The organism is Streptomyces griseus (assembly GCF_001715295.1).
GTDB lineage: Bacteria > Actinomycetota > Actinomycetes > Streptomycetales > Streptomycetaceae > Streptomyces > Streptomyces griseus_G.
The window spans coordinates 679,208-695,055 of sequence record NZ_MDKB01000002.1; the positions used below are offsets into that span (position 1 = coordinate 679,208).

16 protein-coding genes are annotated in these 15,848 nt (G+C 72.0%); 9 read left to right on the plus strand and 7 right to left on the minus strand.

Annotated elements, in window-relative coordinates; translation table 11 throughout:
- Positions 1-95 precede the first annotated feature (95 nt).
- On the plus strand, positions 96-2,120 hold the full coding sequence (locus tag BA175_RS09500) for a DEAD/DEAH box helicase (protein WP_069170858.1): 2,025 nt from the start codon (positions 96-98) through the stop codon (positions 2,118-2,120).
- 104 nt (positions 2,121-2,224) lie between these two features.
- Positions 2,225-3,079: an alpha/beta fold hydrolase gene (locus tag BA175_RS09505; protein WP_069170859.1), complete on the plus strand. Its 855-nt coding sequence runs from the start codon at positions 2,225-2,227 to the stop codon at positions 3,077-3,079.
- A gap of 51 nt (positions 3,080-3,130) precedes the next feature.
- Here the strand turns inward: BA175_RS09505 and BA175_RS09510 are convergent, their stop codons facing one another.
- The gene (locus tag BA175_RS09510; protein ID WP_069170860.1) at positions 3,131-4,042 is read right to left on the minus strand and encodes an NYN domain-containing protein; all 912 of its coding nucleotides are present in this window, start codon (positions 4,040-4,042) and stop codon (positions 3,131-3,133) included.
- Between the two features lie 211 nt (positions 4,043-4,253).
- Between BA175_RS09510 and BA175_RS31105 the strand changes: the two genes are divergently transcribed.
- Positions 4,254-4,406 (plus strand): hypothetical protein, encoded by a 153-nt coding sequence (locus tag BA175_RS31105; RefSeq protein ID WP_175420788.1) that lies wholly within the window; start codon positions 4,254-4,256, stop codon positions 4,404-4,406.
- 101 nt (positions 4,407-4,507) lie between these two features.
- On the opposite strand, the gene BA175_RS09515 is transcribed toward BA175_RS31105, so the two are convergent.
- The 3 genes from BA175_RS09515 to BA175_RS09525 all read right to left on the minus strand — a co-directional run bounded on the left by BA175_RS09515 (position 4,508) and on the right by BA175_RS09525 (position 6,885).
- The gene (locus BA175_RS09515) at positions 4,508-5,113 is read right to left on the minus strand and encodes a MarC family protein (RefSeq protein ID WP_069170861.1); all 606 of its coding nucleotides are present in this window, start codon (positions 5,111-5,113) and stop codon (positions 4,508-4,510) included.
- Positions 5,114-5,277: 164 nt separating this feature from the next.
- On the minus strand, positions 5,278-6,153 hold the full coding sequence (locus tag BA175_RS09520; RefSeq protein ID WP_069170862.1) for a PHP domain-containing protein: 876 nt from the start codon (positions 6,151-6,153) through the stop codon (positions 5,278-5,280).
- Positions 6,154-6,240: 87 nt separating this feature from the next.
- Positions 6,241-6,885: a DUF6758 family protein gene (locus BA175_RS09525; RefSeq protein ID WP_069170863.1), complete on the minus strand. Its 645-nt coding sequence runs from the start codon at positions 6,883-6,885 to the stop codon at positions 6,241-6,243.
- 181 nt (positions 6,886-7,066) lie between these two features.
- Here BA175_RS09525 and BA175_RS09530 point away from each other — a divergent pair, with 181 nt between their 5' ends.
- Positions 7,067-8,299: an MFS transporter gene (locus BA175_RS09530; RefSeq protein ID WP_069170864.1), complete on the plus strand. Its 1,233-nt coding sequence runs from the start codon at positions 7,067-7,069 to the stop codon at positions 8,297-8,299.
- A gap of 74 nt (positions 8,300-8,373) precedes the next feature.
- On the opposite strand, the gene BA175_RS09535 is transcribed toward BA175_RS09530, so the two are convergent.
- Positions 8,374-8,958 carry a suppressor of fused domain protein gene (locus tag BA175_RS09535; protein ID WP_069170865.1) on the minus strand — a complete coding sequence of 195 codons (585 nt, stop codon included), beginning with the start codon at positions 8,956-8,958 and terminating at the stop codon, positions 8,374-8,376.
- Between the two features lie 408 nt (positions 8,959-9,366).
- Between BA175_RS09535 and BA175_RS09540 the strand changes: the two genes are divergently transcribed.
- The gene (locus tag BA175_RS09540; RefSeq protein ID WP_069170866.1) at positions 9,367-10,482 is read left to right on the plus strand and encodes a magnesium and cobalt transport protein CorA; all 1,116 of its coding nucleotides are present in this window, start codon (positions 9,367-9,369) and stop codon (positions 10,480-10,482) included.
- Positions 10,483-10,495: 13 nt separating this feature from the next.
- Entirely contained in the window at positions 10,496-11,014 is a 519-nt protein-coding gene (locus tag BA175_RS09545) for a hypothetical protein (RefSeq protein WP_069170867.1), read from the plus strand.
- Between the two features lie 13 nt (positions 11,015-11,027).
- Here the strand turns inward: BA175_RS09545 and BA175_RS09550 are convergent, their stop codons facing one another.
- On the minus strand, positions 11,028-11,804 hold the full coding sequence (locus tag BA175_RS09550) for a hypothetical protein (protein WP_069170868.1): 777 nt from the start codon (positions 11,802-11,804) through the stop codon (positions 11,028-11,030).
- A 170-nt stretch (positions 11,805-11,974) separates the two neighbouring features.
- Between BA175_RS09550 and BA175_RS09555 the strand changes: the two genes are divergently transcribed.
- Genes BA175_RS09555 through BA175_RS09565 form a run of 3 tightly spaced genes read left to right on the plus strand, consistent with a single transcriptional unit; the run spans position 11,975 to position 14,976 of the window.
- A complete protein-coding gene (locus BA175_RS09555) occupies positions 11,975-13,249 on the plus strand; it encodes a magnesium transporter MgtE N-terminal domain-containing protein (protein WP_069170869.1) in 1,275 nt (424 codons plus the stop codon).
- Positions 13,239-13,799, plus strand: a complete 561-nt coding sequence (locus BA175_RS09560) for a DUF1003 domain-containing protein (RefSeq protein WP_069170870.1) — start codon at positions 13,239-13,241, stop codon at positions 13,797-13,799. Before BA175_RS09555 ends, BA175_RS09560 begins: the two co-directional genes overlap by 11 nt.
- Before the next feature lie 43 nt (positions 13,800-13,842).
- Positions 13,843-14,976 (plus strand): Mrp/NBP35 family ATP-binding protein, encoded by a 1,134-nt coding sequence (locus BA175_RS09565; RefSeq protein WP_079159617.1) that lies wholly within the window; start codon positions 13,843-13,845, stop codon positions 14,974-14,976.
- A gap of 161 nt (positions 14,977-15,137) precedes the next feature.
- Here the strand turns inward: BA175_RS09565 and BA175_RS09570 are convergent, their stop codons facing one another.
- Positions 15,138-15,800, minus strand: coding sequence for a hypothetical protein (locus BA175_RS09570; protein WP_069170872.1), 663 nt, complete (start codon positions 15,798-15,800; stop codon positions 15,138-15,140).
- Positions 15,801-15,848 lie beyond the last annotated feature (48 nt).

Here is a 15,848-nt window from a genome sequence, read left to right on the forward strand (position 1 = left end):
GGGCCGCGTCTCACAGAAGAGGCAGCACCCTGACTACGTTCCGCGACCTCGGAATTCTCACCGAGACGGCCGAAGCCCTCGAGGCGGTCGGCATCATGTCCCCCTTCCCCATCCAGGAGATGACGCTCCCCGTGGCGCTCTCCGGGTCCGACGTCATCGGCCAGGCCAAGACCGGTACCGGCAAGACGCTCGGTTTCGGTCTGCCGCTCCTGGAGCGTGTGACCGTCCCCGCCGACGTCGAGTCCGGCCGGGCCGCGCCCGAGAAGCTGACGGACGCGCCCCAGGCGCTCATCGTCGTCCCCACCCGCGAGCTGTGCCAGCAGGTCACCAACGACCTGCTCACCGCCGGCAAGGTCCGTAACGTCCGCGTTCTCGCGATCTACGGCGGCCGGGCGTACGAGCCCCAGGTCGAGGCCCTCAAGAAGGGCGTCGACGTGATCGTCGGCACTCCGGGCCGGCTGCTCGACCTGGCGGGCCAGCGCAAGCTCGACCTCTCGCACATCCGCGTCCTCGTCCTGGACGAGGCCGACGAGATGCTCGATCTCGGCTTCCTGCCCGACGTCGAGCGCATCATCACGATGCTGCCGCCGAAGCGCCAGACGATGCTGTTCTCGGCCACGATGCCCGGCGCCGTCATCAGCCTCGCGCGCCGCTACATGTCCCAGCCGACGCACATCAACGCCACGTCGCCCGACGACGAGGGCACGACCGTCAAGAACACGGCGCAGTACGTCTACCGCGCCCACTCGATGGACAAGCCCGAGATGGTCTCGCGGATCCTCCAGGCCGAGGGCCGCGGTCTGGCGATGATCTTCTGCCGTACGAAGCGCACCGCCGCCGACATCGCCGAGCAGCTGGAGAAGCGCGGTTTCGCGTCCGGCGCGGTCCACGGCGACCTCGGCCAGGGCGCCCGTGAGCAGGCGCTGCGCGCCTTCCGCAACGGGAAGGTGGACGTCCTCGTCTGCACCGACGTCGCCGCGCGCGGCATCGATGTCGAGGGCGTGACCCATGTCATCAACTACCAGTCGCCGGAGGACGAGAAGACCTACCTCCACCGCATCGGCCGTACCGGCCGCGCGGGTGCCAAGGGCATCGCGATCACGCTGGTCGACTGGGACGACATCCCGCGCTGGCAGCTGATCAACAAGGCACTGGACCTGAAGTTCCCCGATCCGGCCGAGACGTACTCCACCTCGCCGCACCTGTACGAGGACCTGGGCATCCCGGCCGGCACCAAGGGTGTCCTGCCGCGCGCCGAGCGGACCCGTGCGGGTCTGCGGGCCGAGGAGATCGAGGACCTCGGCGAGACGGGCGGCCGCGGCCGCAAGTCCGCCGCCCCGGCCACGGCGCCCCGCGAGGAGCGCCCCCCGCGCACGCCGCGCCAGCGTCGTCGCACGCGCGGCGGCAGCAGCACCGAGGAAGCCGCGGTGACGGTGCCCACGCCGTCGGCGGAGTCCGTCGCGCCCGACGAGGCCGCGGAGCCGCGTACGCCGCGCCGCAGGCGCCGTACCCGCGTCGCCGCTCCCGAAGGTGTGTCGGCCGTGGCCGTCGCCGAGGCGCCGGGCGTCGCACAGGACGCACCGGCCGCCGTGGAGACCGTGTCCGCCGTGGCGAAGGCCGCTCCCGCCGCCGTGGCGGAGGAGGCGGTGGCCGAGGCGAAGCCGCGCCGCCGCCGCAGCCGTGCGGCAGCCGCCGAATCGGTGGCCGACGCGGTCGTGGCCGCCCCGGTGGCCGAGCCCGTGGTCGACTTCCAGACGGTGGCCGGCGGCGCTCCGGCGCCGGAGCCCGTGGCCACCAGGCCGCGCCGGCGTGCGCGGGTCCTGAAGCCCGCCGACGAGGTCGACTTCCAGATCGCGCCGGTGTCCGAGCCCGCGACCGAGACGAGGGCGCGCCGCCGTCCCCGTACCGCCGCCAAGCCGAGGACCGAGGCGGTCGCCGAGGCCCCGGTCGTGGCGGAGGACGCGGAGACCAGGCCGCGCCGCCGCCGGCCGCGTACCGCCGTGAAGGTGGAGACCGCAGCGGTCGCCTCCGAGGCCACCGCGGGCGAGGAGCAGGCCCCCGCCAAGCCCCGCCGTCGCCGCGCCCGCGCGACGACGGCCGCCGAGACGCCCGAGAGCTGACCGGCCCCGCCTGCGACGTACGGCCCCGGCCCCCGCTCACCCCGGGGGCCGGGGCCGTACGGCTGCGCGGGACACGGCCCGCTCGTCGGCGATAACCTCGCTGCATGAGCCGGCCCCCCACCTTCACCCCGCCCCCCTGCGCCCGTGCCCGCACCCTGTCCACGGAGCGCGGGGACTTCGCCGTGCTGGACGCCGCCCCGGCCGCCGGGGCCCGCGCGACGGCGCTCCTGCTGCCCGGGTACACCGGGAGCAAGGAGGATTTCGTCGCTCTGCTCGAACCCCTCGCGGACGCCGGGTTCCGGGTCGTCTCGGTGGACGGCCGCGGACAGTACGAGACCGAGGGGACGGGACGCCAGGAGTCCTACGCCCAGGCGGAGTTGGCCCAGGACGTACAGGCGCAGGCAGCAGCACTCAGGGGCAGCGGAGCGACCGGAGACCTCCATCTGCTCGGGCACTCCCTGGGCGGCCAGATCGCGCGCGCCGCGGTCCTCCTGGACCCCTCGCCCTTCCGTTCCCTGACCCTGATGTCGTCCGGACCGGCCGAGATCTCGCCCGACCAGCAGAAGAAGGCACGTCTGCTGGCCGACACGCTGAGCCGCTGGAACATGGCCGAGGTCTGGGAGGCCATGCGCGCCATGGATCCGCCCGAGGACGCCGACGTCGGCGACGGGGAGGATCTGCGCCGCCGCTGGATGCGGCACGACCGGGCGCAGCTGATCGCCACGGGTGCGCAGCTGTCGTCCGAGCCGGACCGGGTGGACGAACTCGCCGCGCTGTCCCTGCCCGTCCACGTGGTGTCGGGCGAGAGCGACGACGTCTGGCCGGTGCCGCTGCTCGACGGGATGGCGCGGCGCCTCGGCGCGCGGCGCACGGTGGTCGCGGGGGCCGAGCACTCCCCGAACACGGCGAGGCCGCGGGAGACCGCCGCCGCCCTCGTGTCGTTCTGGGAGTCCCTCTGAGCCGTGCGCCGGCCGGCGGGCCCTCCCGGGGGCCGGCCCCGGCTCCGGCGGTCAGTACTGCGCCTGCAGGTGCTGCCAGAAGCCGTCACGCAGGGCCCGCCGCAGGTGGGCGTGGCCGCGCAGGGAGTGCTGCAGCAGCCGTTCGGCCTCGACGAGGAGATCCTGGTCGACGGAGCCCGGGAGGTAGGGGCGCCCGGGCAGCAGGTCGGCGAGGGCGTCCCGGCCGCGTGAGGCGAGCCAGCCGGCGGCGATCTGCGCGCCGACGAAACGGACGTCCTCACGGGAGGGGGCCGGACTGTCGTCCTCGTACATCGTGACCGGGCGCCGGGTCACGTAAGGCCGGCAGAAGTCGAGGTCGAAGGTCCGCTGGCTGTCGACCTCCCAGAGCAGCGGCTCGGCCTGGTTGCGCCCCTCTCCGGCCTCGATGCCCCACAGGTGCACGCGCGCCCCGTAGCCCTGCGCGGACTCGACGGCCGACACCAGGTCCTCGTCGCCGCCGACGAGTGCCGCGTCGCTGATGGCCCGGTGCCGTGCGAGGGACTCGAGATCGGTGCGGATGAGCGAGTCGACCCCCTTCTGCTGGTTGCTGGCGTTGAGGTTGCCGAGCCGGACCTTGACGTCGGGGAGTTCCGCGATGGCCTGCTGCTCGGCGGTGTGGATCCGGCGCCTGGCCCCGTCGTACCAGTAGACGCGCAGGAGTCTGCTGTCCGCGAAGATCGTGCGGGCCTTGTCGATGAAGGCCTCGATCAGCCCTTCCGCGTCGAGGTCGAAGGAGCGCCGGTCCTCGGTACCCGTGACGAGCAGGCCGGCGGCGGCGTAGACGTATCCCGCGTCCACGAAGATCGCGTGCGTGGAGGGTGTCTTCGACACCTCCGCGAGGACGCGCTGGAGCAGTTCGTTGGTGCGGTCCAACTGCGCGCGGATGCCCGGTCCTTCGTCCGGCCGCGTGTCCGCGTCACTCATCGGGCCCTCATCGTCTGCGCGCGCTCGGTTACCCGCTGGTACTTAGACATCCAAAAAATTTCCTTAGCGTAGGGAATGTTTGCAAAGGGCAAGCCGTTGAGACCGGTGTGGGACACGGGACGCCGGGCGACCCGGGCCCCACATCCTTGTGGACGGCCAGCCCGTCCTCCCAGCAGTTCTCCAGCAGGAGGATCGGACGAAGGGAAGCCTTATGCGCTTCGAGATCATGCGACTCGACGATGTCGACGGTACCGCCGTGGACAGCACCGTCGTGGACGCCGCCTCCGTCAACCGGATCGTGCAGCAGGCCGCCTCCATGGGCCAGCGCATCTACATCCGGCCGGCCGACACGTCGGCTTCGTAACGCTTTGCATCGCTCGCGTCGCTGAGGTCAAGCGGATGAGGAGCTGAAGACGACGCGCTCCCGCACGGAAGGTCCGTGCGGGAGCGCTGTGGTGTCCGGGGTCAGGCGCTCTGGATGACCTGGGTGACGCCGTTGATGATCTGCTGGACGGCGATCGCCGAGAGCATCATCCCGGCGAGCCGGGTCACCAGCACCACACCGCCGTCCCTGATCACACGGATGATCAGCAGCGAGTAGCGCATGGTCAGCCAGAGCACCACGTGCATGGCGAAGATCGCCGACCAGACCGAGACCTGGCCGCCGAGACCGTCGGCGTGCTGCACCGCGAGGATCACCGACACGATCGCGCCGGGCCCCGCGAGCAGCGGCATGCCCAGCGGCACGAGGGCCACGTTGACGTCCTTCGTCTGCGTCGGCTCGTCGGTCTTGCCGGTGAGCAGGTCCAGTGCGATCAGCAGGAGCAGGAGTCCGCCCGCGATCATCAGCGCCGGTACGGAGACGTGCAGGTAGTCGAGGATCTGCTGGCCGAGCACCCCGAAGACGGCTATCACGCCGAAGGCGACGGAGACCGCCTGCAGGGCCATGCCGCGCTGCACCTTGGCGGGACGCCCGGCGGTGAGGGCCAGGAAGATGGGCGTGATTCCGGGTGGATCCATAATCACGAAAAGGGTGAGAAAAAGGGATCCGAAGACAGCGATGTCGAACACAGTGAGCCTTGCGAGAGAGGAGCGGGTCGAACAGGGAGGTGCGCGGGCCGGGGGCACCACGACACCGGGGCGCGCGCGGGCGCGGCGGCGGGAGGTGGCGCGGGAAGGGGAACGCGCGGGGAACTCGTGGTACGCGGGGAGGGCCCGTGGTGCGGCAGGACCCGTCAGGCGCGGAACTCGCGGAGGGCTCCGCCGGCGCCCGGCACGGGGAACGCGCCCGTGGCGCGCCGGGTGATCTCGCCGTAGATCTCGGGGTCCGTGGTGAACGCCCCGAGTCGGACGGTCTTGCGGGTGCCGTGGTAGTCGCTGGAACCGGTGGGCAGCAGCCCCAGTCCGGCGGCGAGCCCCCGCAGCCGCGCCCGGGTGGGCTCGTCGTGGTCCATGTGGTCGACCTCGATGCCGTCGAGACCGGCGGCGGCCAGACCGGCGATCACGGACTCCGGCACCACCGCACCCCGCTTGACGGCGAGCGGGTGGGCGAGGACGGTGACGCCCCCCGCCGCCTTGACCAGCCGGACCGCCTCGAACGGGTCGAGTTCGTGCTTCTCCGCGTAGGCCCGGCCCCCGTCCGCGAGCCAGGCGGGGGTGAAGGCGTCGGACACCGAGTCCACGACGCCGAGTTCCACGAGGGCGGACGCGATGTGCGGGCGTCCGACGGAGCCGTCCCCGGCGATCCTGGCGACCTGTTCCCAGCTGACGGGGACGCCGAGCTCCTGCAGTTTGCGGACCATGGCCTGCGCGCGCGGCACCCGGTCGTCCCGGACCAGCTCGCGCTCGCGCGCCAGTTCGGGTTCCGAGGGGTCGAAGAGGTACGCCAGCATGTGCAGGCCGACGCCGTCGACGCGGCAGGAGAGCTCCGCTCCCGGGACGAGCGTGAGGCCGGCGGGGAGGGCCGCCAGGGCTTCCGCGTGACCGCCCACCGTGTCGTGGTCGGTCAGGGCGACGACGTCGAGACCGGCCTCCGCCGCGGCGGCCACGAGGCCGGCCGGGGTGTCCGTGCCGTCCGACGCGGTGGAGTGGGTGTGCAGGTCGATGCGCACGACGCGTACTCCAGGGCTACGGGCGGACGGGGGACGCTCAAGGATAACCGGAACGCGCCCGGCCGCCCGCAGCCGCCGGGGCGCCGCTCAGGGGGGTGTGAGCAGCCGGGGCGTGAGCGCTCCGCACGGTACGAGATCCACTTCCCCGCCCGCGTCGCGCAGATCGGTCAGCACCAGGTCGTCGTACATCATCAGCCCCGACTGCTCGGGCCAGACGATCGCCCAGAGCCACAGACCGCACGCCTCACCGGCGAACACGGCCCGGTCGTCGGCGCCGTCCTTCACGTGCCACAGCGGTGTGGGCCGTCCCGCGGCGAGCAGCTTGGCGTCGGGGGCGCCGTCGAGCCGCAGGCCCGCCCCGGGGTCGGGGCCGTCGATACCGGCGTAGCGCGCACCGAGCCCGACACCGAGTTCCTCGGCGACGAGCAGCATCTCGCACAGGCCGCCCAGCGGCCCGGGCCCCGAGCAGGCGACGGCGGTGGCCCGTCCGCCGCTGCGGTCGTCGCCCGCGTACGCCGCGCCCGTGAACAGCCAGCCCACGGGGAGCGGCCAGGGCATCCACACCGGCACCCGGGCACGGTGGACGACCACGCCGAGTGCCTCGACGCTGGGCGGGATCACCGGCTGCAGCGGATACACCGGCCCGTGGGCCGAGCACTGCCAGGCATCGGCGAAGAGGCCGGGCGCCCTGACCCGTCCACCGCACTTCGGGCAACTGGGTTCGCCCCTCATAGCGCCCCACGGTCCTCTCCGGCCGCCGCCGCGTCAAGGACGATCACCCGTCCGCAGCGTGGCCCGGGCCGGGGAGGAGGCCCCGGCGGGCCGGAAAAAAGATAGATGTAACTTGCACTCATTAGTTCCTCTAACTTACTCTGTGTACGACGCAACGATCGAGTGGAAGCGAGGGAAACCCATGCGGGAAGAAGACCCGTTCGACGAGGGAGCGACCGGCCTCCTGCGCCAGCCCAAGGCCGTCTGGGCCACCGCCGGCGCCTCGGTCGTCGCCTTCATGGGCATCGGCCTGGTGGACCCGATCCTGCCGTCCATCGCCCGGGGGCTGGAAGCGACGCCCAGCCAGGTGTCGCTGCTGTTCACCTCGTACTTCCTGATCACCGCCGTCGCGATGCTCCTCACAGGGTTCGTCTCCAGCCGCATCGGCGGCCGCAGGACCCTGCTGGCCGGCCTGGCGCTCGTCGTCGTGTTCGCCGCGCTCTCCGGCACGTCCTCGTCCGTCGCCGAACTGGTCGGCTTCCGGGCCGGCTGGGGCCTCGGCAACGCGCTGTTCGTCTCGACCGCCCTCGCGGTGATCGTGGGAGCCGCCGCCGGGGGCAGTGCGGCGGCGATCCTGCTGTACGAGTCGGCGCTCGGCCTCGGCATGGCCTGCGGGCCGCTGGTCGGCGCCCTCCTGGGCGACGCCAGCTGGCGCTACCCGTTCTTCGGCACCGCGGCCCTGATGGCGATCGGATTCCTCTGCATCACCGCCTTCCTCGGGGAGCAGCCCCTGCCCGCCCGAAGGACCTCACTGCTCGACCCGGTGAAGGCGCTGGGCCACCGCGGTCTGGCCTCGGTGGCGGCCTCGGCGTTCTTCTACAACTACGCCTTCTTCACCATCCTGGCCTTCACCCCCTTCGTCCTGGACATGTCGCCGTACAGGTCGGGGGCCGTGTTCTTCGCCTGGGGTCTGCTCCTCGCCGTCTTCTCGGTGCTCGTCGCCCCGCGCCTGCAACGGCGCTTCGGCTCCCTGAAGGTGCTCGGCGCCTCACTCGTGCTGCTCGCCGTCGACCTGGTGGTCCTCGGGTACGGCGGCCACACGGCGGCCGTCGTCTGCACCGTCGTCTCCGGCGCGTTCATCGGGATGAACAACACCGTCTACACCGAGCTGGCCCTCGGCGTGTCGGACGCACCACGCCCGGTGGCGAGTGCCGGCTACAACTTCGTCCGCTGGTTCGCCGCGGCGGCGGCCCCCTACCTCGCCCCGAAGATCGAGGAGTGGAGCGACGTCCACATCCCGTTCGTCGTGGCGGCGGCCGCCGCCCTCGTGGGCGCCGTGGTCGTCCTGGCCCGGCGTACGGCACTGACCCACCGGGCCGCGGAGCTGGAGCCGCGGCACGCCACCGAGGACGGAGTCACGGTCTTCGCCGGCTGATCGAACGGCCGGCGCCCCCGCACCCCTCCCGGCCCGCGCCGGGAGGGGTGCGGGCCGGGCGTCCTCACGGCCCGTCAGTCGAGCCGAACGGAGGCGCGCAGCGGATCCCTCAGGTCCGTTCCCTCGGCCAGCCATCGCTCCTGCAGCGCCCCCGCCCCCTTGACCCGCTTCCAGGCGGCCTCGTTGGGCGTCATCGGCAGCAGCGGCAGAAAGCTCACCGGATCCATCGGCGGGGCCAGTTCCAGGTCCTCGACCAGACCACCCGGCTCGGCGACCAGCACGGAGGAGAACGGCGCCCCGGTCCACAGGGGCTGCCCGAGGTCCAGCGACGCGCCCGGAGTCACGACGAGCCCCTCCACCTGCGGGGAGGCGGCGAGGACCGCGAGCGGGCGCAGTACCTGGTCGGTGTCGGCGGACCCCCTCCGCACGGAGAGGACCAGCTCGGCGCGGGGGCCCTTCACCGGGTCGGCGAGCGGGGAGGTGGGGTCGGCCATCGGGTGGGCCGACATGCCGAGGGTGGCGTAGCGCACCACGTCCCCGTCGACGAAGCGGAGTACCTCGATGCGGTCCGTGCCGAGGAACGTCACCTCGGCGCGCGCGTCCGGTTCCCCCAGGGCCGTGCGGAGCCGGGCTTCGACCGGATCAAGAATTTCTCGCATACCGCGAGCATAGAACGCGCCTCGAACGGGCAAAGGAAGGAATCGGCCCCGAGGCGGCTGATAGCCTGGGCCGTCGGTCGGGACAACACGCAGAAGCGTCGTTCTCAGTCCTGACAACACGTGATCCCCCACGGGGGACCGGCCGGAGGAGGTGGGGCCGCGGTGGATCCAAGTCGACCGTGCAGTACCAGCCGCTCTTCCGCACGCTGCCTTCCTTCTGCGGTCTGACGCCCTTCCCGGACGTACCCGCAGCAGTTCGCGCTACGGAAGAGCACCTCGTTTTTGCCTGTCTGTAGCGAACGCCGTCATCGCGCCCGCGCGGTGCCGCCCGCTTTGCGGACGTGTGCGCACGTCCTCGTTCCGGGCTGTTCCACGCCCCGCCGACGGCCCTCCGTGAAGGAGCCAGCCATGTCGATGATCCGCGACCTGCGCGCCGCCGTGCGCCCGTCCCTCCGTAAGAGCAACGCCCCGTACAACAGTTACGACACCACCCGTGACCCGTCCGCCTCAAGCGCCGTCGTCGACTGCGCGGTCTACCGGGACGGGCGCCGGCTCACGGCGGACGGCTGCCGCACACCGCACGAGGCGATGCTGCGGGTGCGGGAGGAGGGCGGCTTCGCCTGGATCGGCCTGCACGAGCCGACCGAGGAGGAATTCGCCGGCATCGCCAGGGAGTTCGGCCTCCACCCGCTTGCCGTGGAAGACGCGGTCCACGCCCACCAGCGGCCCAAGCTGGAGCGGTACGACGACACGCTGTTCACCGTCTTCAAGACCATCCACTACGTGGAGCACGCCGAACTGACCGCCACCAGCGAGGTCGTGGAGACCGGTGAGGTGATGTGCTTCACCGGCCGGGACTTCGTCATCACCGTCCGGCACGGCGGTCAGGGCTCGCTGCGTGCCCTGCGCCACCGGCTCCAGGACGACCCGGAACTGCTCGCCAAGGGCCCCTCCGCCGTCCTGCACTCCATCGCCGACCACGTCGTCGACGGCTACATCGCGGTCGCCTCGTCCGTGCAGGACGACATCGACGAGGTGGAGATCGACGTCTTCTCCACGCCGGCCAAGGGCGGCCCGCGCGGAGCGGACGCCGGCCGGATCTACCAGCTCAAGCGCGAGGTTCTGGAGTTCAAGCGGGCGGTGTCCCCGCTGCTGCGGCCGATGCAGCTGCTGAGCGAACGCCCGATGCGGCTGATCGACCCCGACATCCAGAAGTACTTCCGCGACGTGGCCGACCACCTGGCGCGGGTGCAGGAAGAGGTCATCGGCTTCGACGAGCTGCTGAACTCGATCCTCCAGGCGAACCTCGCGCAGGCCACCGTCACGCAGAACGAGGACATGCGCAAGATCACGTCCTGGGCGGCCATCGTCGCCGTACCGACGATGATCTGCGGCGTCTACGGGATGAACTTCGAGCACATGCCCGAACTCCGCTGGACGTACGGCTATCCGATGGTGATGGGCGTCATCGGCGTCGTCTGCTTCTCCATCCACCGCACCCTCAAGCGCAACGGCTGGCTCTAATAGAGTGCGCGGCATGACTGCTGGTGACGCGCTGCTGGGCCGGGCTCTCGTCGAGGAGGCCACCAAGAAGTCCGGCCTGGTGTGGGTGCGCGGCTCCGGCCCCGCCCGCGCGCTGTGGCACGTGTGGCACGAGGGTGCGGCCGTGCTGGTCGGTGACGGTCCCGGCGAGCAGCCGTTCCCCGAGGGGCTGGTGGCGGGCGCCCCGGCCGAGGTGACCGTCCGGAGCAAGGACAAGGGCGGCCGGATCGTCGCGTGGACCGCCGTCGTCGCGGTCCTGGAGCCGCACTCCGAGGAGTGGGAGGCCGCGGTCGCCGACCTCAAGGGCAAGCGGCTGAACGCACCGGACGCCGAGCGGATGACCGAGCGCTGGGCACGTGAGTGCCGGGTCGTGCGGCTGGTGCCGGAGGCGCCCCGTACGGAGCTTCCCGACGGCTCGCTGGCCGCGGTCCCGCTGCCGACCGCGGCGACCACCCGCCGGACCGCGCCCGCCGCACTCCCCCGGCTGCTCCTGAAGCGGCGCGGGCGGCGCTGACGGGCGGCGCCCGTCAGCCGGAGGACCTGGGGAGCTCGCCGCCGTAGTCGACGGTGTCGTCCTCGGACGGCGGTTCCAGGGCGAAGCTCCGGCCCCAGTCGGCGAGGGTCAGGGTCCCGCCGCCCCCTCCCCGGGCGACCCGCAGGGGGTACGGCGTGCCCTTCAGGGAGACGTCGAGCGTGCCACCCTCACCCTTTCCCCCCATGATCTGCACGGTACGCACCCCGCCGAGGGTGGAGCGGTCGCCCTTGTTGACCTTGCCGTGCAGCGTGAGCACCCCGTCCAGCAGGGTCTTCTTCTCCGTGAAACCGCGCAGTTGCCGGTACGTGGGATCGTCCTCGGGGACCTTCACGTACTTGCCCTGGAGCTTGTCGGCGGCGGACCGGTCGCTCTCGTCGCCGCCGTCGGAGCCGTGGCCGTCGTCGGAGCCGTGGTTCCAGAAGCCGGCGTCGGCCTTGAGGTAGAGCTCGTCACCGATCCGCAGCAGCGCGAACGTGCTCTGCCCGGAGGTCACCGAACCGGTGCCGCCATCCGCGCTGAGCTGCATGTTCAGGGTGTAGGTGCCGCCCTTGCCGACCAGCTTGCCGGTGAGCCGCACGGCGTCCGAGGCGGCTGCCGCCGCCCGCGCCTTGCTGTCGATCTCCGCCGCACTCAGCTTGCCGACGCCGTTGGTCCCCTTGTCCGGGTCCTCACCGGCGCAGGCGGTCAGTGCGGCGGTCAGCCCCGCGCAGAGCACCACGGCGAGAGCGGTCCGGCGGTGAGCCCGGGCTGCCGGGGCGGAAGAGGTCATGGACGCAGTGCCTCTCGTGTGTGTCGGGGGGTGGCAGACGGCAGCGTACCCGTGCCCGGGAGGCCCTTCGGTCCAGCTCCGGACGGGCGGTCCGCCGGGGCACACCGGACCGGTACGGGCTAGCCTGATCACTGCGAAGGAGGACGTGAGGCACGGAGGAGGCGCGGAGTATGGCGGCAGGCGCTCCCAGGGTTTTCGTCTCGCACCTCTCCGGCGTACCGGTGTTCGACCCCAATGGGGACCAGGTGGGCCGGGTCCGTGACCTGGTGGCGATGCTCAGGGTCGGCGGCCGCCCTCCGCGCCTGCTCGGCATGGTGGTCGAGGTGGTGAGCCGGCGAAGGATCTTCCTGCCCATCACCCGGGTGACGGGCGTCGAGTCGGGCCAGGTCATCACCACCGGTGTGGTCAACATGCGGCGCTTCGAACAGCGCCCGACCGAGCGCCTGGTCCTCGGCGAGTTTCTCGACCGGCGGGTGCGCCTGGTGGAGACGGGCGAGGAGGTCACCGTCCTCGACGTCGCCATCCAGCAGCTCCCGGCCCGGCGCGACTGGGAGATCGACAAGTTCTTCGTACGCAAGGGGAGGGGCGGCGCGCTGCGCCGCAAGGGCGAGACGCTGACCGTGGAGTGGTCGGCGATCAGCGGCTTCTCGCTGGAGGAGCAGGGGCAGGGGGCGGAGAGCCTGGTGGCCACGTTCGAGCGGCTGCGCCCCACCGACGTCGCTAACGCCCTGCACCACCTGTCGCCCAAGCGGCGGGCCGAGGTCGCCGCGGCCCTGGACGACGACCGGCTCGCCGACGTCCTGGAGGAGCTGCCCGGGGACGACCAGGTGGAGATCCTCGGCAAGCTGGAGGAGGACCGGGCCGCGGACGTCCTGGAGGCGATGGACCCGGACGACGCGGCCGACCTGCTCTCGGAGCTGCCGGAGGCCGACAAGGAACGGCTGCTCGCCCTGATGCGGCCGGACGACGCCGCCGACGTGCGGCGGCTGATGGCGTACGAGGAACGGACCGCGGGCGGGCTGATGACGACGGAGCCGATCATCCTGCGGCCCGACGCGACCGTGGCGGACGCGCTGGCCCGGGTCCGCCAGCAGGACCTGTCCCCCGCGCTGGCCGCCCAGGTGTACGTCTGCCGGTCGCCGGACGAGACGCCGACCGGCAGGTACCTGGGCACGGTGCACTTCCAGCGGCTCCTGCGCGACCCGCCGTTCACCCTGGTCAGCTCGATCGTCGACAGCGACCTCGTGCCGCTGGCGCCGGACACCCCGCTGCCCGCCGTGACCAGCTATCTGGCCGCGTACAACATGGTCTCGGTGCCCGTGGTCGACGAGAGCGGCTCCCTGCTGGGCGCGGTGACCGTGGACGACGTGCTGGACCACCTGCTCCCCGAGGACTGGCGCGAGACCGACTTCGAGGGTGAGGAGGGGATGGCGGGTGGCCGCTGAGGACCGGGCGAAGGCGGCGTCGACGGGTGCGTCGGGCGTCGTGCGCCCCCCGCGGCCCAGGCTCGACCAGCCGAAGGCGCCACGGCGCCGGCTGCTGCCGGAGTACGACCCCGAGGCGTTCGGCCGGTTCTCGGAGCGCATCGCCCGCTTCCTGGGCACCGGACGGTTCATCGTCTGGATGACGCTGATCATCATCATCTGGGTCGTGTGGAACATCTGCGCACCGGCCGGGGTCCGGTTCGACGAGTACCCGTTCATCTTCCTGACCCTGATGCTCTCCCTCCAGGCCTCGTACGCGGCGCCGCTGATCCTGCTCGCGCAGAACCGCCAGGACGACCGCGACCGCGTCACCCACGAGCAGGACAGGAAGCAGAACGAGCGCTCCATCGCGGACACCGAGTACCTCACCCGCGAGATCGCCGCGCTCCGGATGGGCCTCGGCGAGGTCGCCACCCGGGACTGGATCCGCTCGGAACTGGAGGCGATGGTGAGGGACATGGAGGAGCGCCGGGTCGTCCTCCCGTCCGAGAGTGACGAAGCCGACCGGTGAGGGGCTACCCACGCGTAGCCTCGGGCGCCGTACCATCGTCCGTATGGCTACGGAAGACGCGGTGCGCGAAGCGCTGGCGACAGTGAACGACCCGGAGATCCACCGACCGATCACCGAGCTGGGCATGGTGAAATCGGTCGATATCGATCCGGACGGTGTAGTCGCTGTCACCGTGTACCTCACGGTCTCCGGCTGCCCGATGCGCGAGACGATCACCAAGAACGTCACCGACGCGGTGGCCCGCGTCGAGGGCGTCTCGCGGGTCGAGGTGACCCTCGACGTGATGAGCGACGAGCAGCGCAAGGACCTCGCCGCCTCGCTGCGCGGCGGTACGGCGGAGCGCGAGGTGCCGTTCGCCAAGCCCGGTTCGCTGACCCGGGTCTACGCGGTCGCGTCCGGCAAGGGCGGTGTCGGCAAGTCCTCGGTGACCGTCAACCTCGCCGCGGCGATGGCGGCCGACGGGCTCAAGGTCGGCGTCGTGGACGCGGACATCTACGGGCACAGCGTGCCCCGGATGCTCGGCGCGGACGGCAAGCCGACGCAGGTCGAGAACATGATCATGCCGCCGTCCTCGCACGGCGTGAAGGTCATCTCCATCGGCATGTTCACCCCGGGCAACGCCCCGGTAGTGTGGCGAGGCCCGATGCTCCACCGCGCACTGCAGCAGTTCCTCGCCGATGTGTACTGGGGTGATCTGGACGTCCTGCTGCTCGACCTGCCGCCGGGCACCGGTGACATCGCGATCTCCGTCGCACAGCTCGTACCCAACGCCGAGATCCTGGTCGTCACGACCCCGCAGCAGGCCGCCGCGGAGGTCGCCGAGCGGGCCGGCTCCATCGCCGTGCAGACGCACCAGAAGATCGTCGGCGTCGTCGAGAACATGTCGGGCATGCCCTGCCCGCACTGCGACGAGACGGTCGACGTGTTCGGTTCGGGCGGCGGGCAGCGGGTCGCCGACGGGCTGACGAAGACGGTCGGCGCCGAGGTGCCGGTCCTGGGCTCGATCCCGATCGACGTACGCCTGCGTGAGGGCGGCGACGAGGGCAAGCCCGTCGTCCTGTCCGACCCGGACTCCCCGGCCGGGGCGGCGCTGCGGTCCATCGCCGAGCGGCTGGGAGGCCGTCAGCGCGGCCTGTCCGGCATGTCCTTGGGGCTCACGCCGCGCAACAAGTTCTGAGAGCGGTGCACGGGGAAGGGGGCGGCCTCCGCGGAGGCCGCCCCCTTCCCCGTGCACCGGCGCCGGGAATCCCTGCCCGCCTGCCGTCCGGCCCACGCACCGCCTGGCGGGGTGTGCCGGCCGCTCGCCCTCACCCCCGCGCCGCGCGGACCGCGCGATGCTCAGTCGCCGTACGACGCGATGTCACCGATCACGGAGAAGCCCAGGCCGTACGCGCTCATGCCGCGCCCGTAGGCGCCGATGTGCACCCCGTCCGGAGCCGATCCCGCGAGCACCCAGCCGAACTCCGACTCCCGGTAGTGGAATTCCACCGGCACGCCGTCCACGGGGAGCGAGAGCGTCGACCAGGGTGCCTGCTCCAGGTCGTCGGCGAGCACGAAGGCGGTCTCGGTCTGCTGGTCCAGCCATTCGCCACGCAGGGTGTGGTCCATCTGCGGGGGCCAGGTGCACGACAGCAGGGCCGAGCCGGCCAGCCACGCCGCGGAGGAGACCGTGGTGGCCTCCAGCACCCCCGTACCGTCCCCGCTGTGCCGTACCGGGCTGCTGCCCACGGTGACGACGACGGCGAAACGTGCCTTCTCCGCACCCGCGTCGGCCCGCACGACCGGCTCCTCGCCGTGCCCGGTGGATCCGTGCTGCACCGTGCCGTCCGCCGCGGCGGCCACCTGCATCAGCCAGCGCGGACCGGTGAAGGCCGCGTCCAGCCCGTACCAGGGGAACGGCGCCTTGAGATAGCCGTCGACACTACGCCGGGCCGTCGGCGCTCCTTCCGCGGTGGCTGCGCGGGGCGCACCGTCCGCCCCTACCCGACTCGTCGTCTCCACTGCCCGGCCGCCTCCTCGATCTGTCGATGATCCGGAGCGGCCCGCCCC